Source organism: Plantibacter cousiniae (nom. nud.), from assembly GCF_977070315.1.
This window is the reverse complement of record NZ_CDRVEU010000023.1, coordinates 1-1,780: the sequence shown is the minus strand read 5'-3', so window position 1 is coordinate 1,780 and position 1,780 is coordinate 1. Positions and strand designations below refer to the sequence as shown.

Sequence of the window (1,780 nt, the reverse complement as noted above, 5' to 3'; positions counted from 1 at the left end):
GACTCACGCCACCCCGGCGAGGAATCCCCATGTCTCCCTACAAAATGTCCGGGACGACGGTTGTCAGCTTTTCCGGTGGCCGGACCAGCGCCTACATGCTGCGCCAGGTGCTGGACGCCAACGATGATCTGGACGATCTGATCGTCACGTTCGCCAACACCGGCAAGGAACACCCCGCCACCCTCGACTTTGTGAACGAATGCTCACGGCGCTGGCAGGTTCCCATTGTCTGGCTGGAGTACCGCGACGATGATCGCGGCTTCGCTATCGTCACCTACGAAACCGCCAGCAGGGACGGCGAGCCGTTCGAAGCGCTGATCAGGAAACGCAGCTACCTGCCGAACCCGGTAACAAGGTTCTGCACCATCGATCTCAAGATCAGAGTAATCCACAAATATCTGCGGATGGTTGGATGCTCCACCGAAGAAACGCCGGTCGACATGATGACGGGCATCCGAGCTGATGAACCGCGCCGGGTAGCCAAGATACGGCACCGCAAGACTACGACAGAGAGCAAGCATGCCACGATGGTGATGCCGCTGGCAGATGCGGGCGTCGGCGTGCAGCAGGTCGGAGAATTCTGGAAGTCGCAGCCGTTTGATCTGGAGCTACCGACGATCAATGGCCGCACTCTGGAGGGCAACTGCGACCTGTGCTTTCTCAAAGGTGCAAAGCAGGTCTACTCGATCATTGCCAGCGACCGGAGCAAGGCCGACTGGTGGGCTCGGATGGAACGCACCGCCACCCAGAGCAGCGCCGCCACAATAGACGGCGCGCTGTTTCGCTTCGACCGACCGAGCTATCAGCAGATGCTCGATTACTCGGACACCCAGTTAGATATGTTCGCCGACCATGAAGAGGCCATTGCGTGTTTCTGCGGCGACTAGATTAAATCATTCAAGCAAGCTTTGGTCTAAGATAGTTTTCAATTACAGCTATCTGCCGATTGAAATCTTTTCTAAATTCATCTCCTTCGTCACCAAGCGCATCGTATATTATGTTCGGTTCATCTTTGATAATATCGTAAAATGCTCGCCGATAGTCATCGTCCTCTCGCGGATCAGAAGACATTAAAAAATATTCAACGTAATGAACGAAATCGTACTCCATTGAGAATAGAGGTTTAATTAGATCACGCAGATCCTTACCCCATAGCGCCTCGCTTTCAATAATTATCGCCTGAATTGAGGCTCTGCCGCCCGACATATTCTCGAATCTTCTTTCGTATGCCCTGCATTTTCTTAGATAGTTTTTTCCAACAAACGACAAGTCGGCCTCTTCATCTTCGTTTGGCTGAAGCTCGTTACCGAACATAACAGGCGATCGAGCGCGCTCCACTGACTCTCGGTACTTATACAATTCCACAAGCGCTTTACGTGCCAGCTCATGGTGCGCAGCCCCCCGTAATTGCCGCTTCCATGTCGCCAGCCCTTTAAGGCCTACGTAAAACGCCAGGCCTACTCCTGCAGCGCTGGCGATACTCCCTACAATTGCAAACACATCTTTGGTCAAAGCCAAATCAGCACTTGTCAAAGCGATACAGAATGACATCCATTTAACCCTCAAAGTGTAGGCGGCAATATACCGCCATGGTGCTTCTATGCCTACATGACGCTTGGACAGCCTGCCTGAAATCTTGGTAGCTCAGGATTTAGCCCTGCGTTACCCGCCCTCCTTTCCAATCAATTCAATATCAGCCGCCTGTGCGGCAAGGACTAAGTCATGCCCGAAGAAAAGTTGATAGGCGCTGTCGAAGTCGTCCGTGACGAGGACGGCTACT

The 1,780-nt window shown here is 53.0% G+C and carries 2 protein-coding genes; one reads left to right on the top strand and one right to left on the bottom strand.

Translation table 11 applies throughout. The features are described from left to right. Nucleotides 1-29: 29 nt before the first annotated feature. Entirely contained in the window at nucleotides 30-887 is an 858-nt protein-coding gene (locus ACW55A_RS26670) for a phosphoadenosine phosphosulfate reductase domain-containing protein (protein WP_498812042.1), read from the top strand. A 10-nt stretch (nucleotides 888-897) separates the two neighbouring features. Here ACW55A_RS26670 and ACW55A_RS26665 read toward each other — a convergent pair whose 3' ends face one another. Further along, nucleotides 898-1,551, bottom strand: a complete 654-nt coding sequence (locus ACW55A_RS26665) for a hypothetical protein (RefSeq protein ID WP_498812040.1) — start codon at nucleotides 1,549-1,551, stop codon at nucleotides 898-900. Nucleotides 1,552-1,780 lie beyond the last annotated feature (229 nt).